Source organism: Aquipuribacter hungaricus, assembly GCF_037860755.1.
GTDB lineage: Bacteria > Actinomycetota > Actinomycetes > Actinomycetales > JBBAYJ01 > Aquipuribacter > Aquipuribacter hungaricus.
Genome location: NZ_JBBEOI010000518.1, coordinates 1 through 615, shown reverse-complemented (window position 1 = coordinate 615; position 615 = coordinate 1). Strand labels below are relative to the sequence as shown.

General features: G+C 81.3%; 1 protein-coding gene. It reads left to right on the top strand.

Annotation, left to right across the window (positions count from 1 at the left end):
- Positions 1–51 precede the first annotated feature (51 nt).
- A partial coding sequence (locus WCS02_RS20950; RefSeq protein WP_340296234.1) for a D-alanyl-D-alanine carboxypeptidase occupies positions 52–615 on the top strand: 564 nt, incomplete at its 3' end.

Below are 615 nucleotides of genomic sequence, written 5' to 3'. Positions count from 1 at the left end.
GCCGCACCCGGCGGTGCCGCCGCCACTGCCGGCACGGCCGAGGCGGCCCCGGTGGACGCGGCGGCGCTGTCGGCGGCGCTGGTCCCGCTGCTCGCCGACCCCGCGCTCGGTCCCGCCCCCACCCTCAGCGTCCGCGACCTCCTCACCGGCGAGGAGGTCGTCACCCGGGCCTCGGGCACGCCGCTGGAGCCCGCGTCGACGACCAAGCTCGTCACGTCGGCGGCCGCGCTGCAGGTGCTCGGCGCCGACCGGACGCTGCCGACCCGTGTCGCGTGGCAGCCGGGCGACCAGCGACCGTCCGGCCGGCCCGCGGTGGTCCTCGTCGGCGGCGGCGACCTGCTGCTCGCGGCGGGGGAGGGCTCGCCCGGGGCCACCGACGGCCGTGTCGGTCTGCTCGACCTGGCCCGCGAGGCCGTGGCGGCGATGACCGGCGCCGCAGCCGGCACGCCGCTGCTCGCCCCCGGCACCCCCGCGGTGGACGTCGTCGTGGACGACAGCCTGCTGGGCTCCGGCCCCCCGCCGCAGCGCGACCCGGTCGACGCGGTCTACGTCTCGCCGCCGTCCTCGCTCGCGGTCGCCGCCGGTCGCCGGGGGCCGGGCCAGGGCCGCGACCCC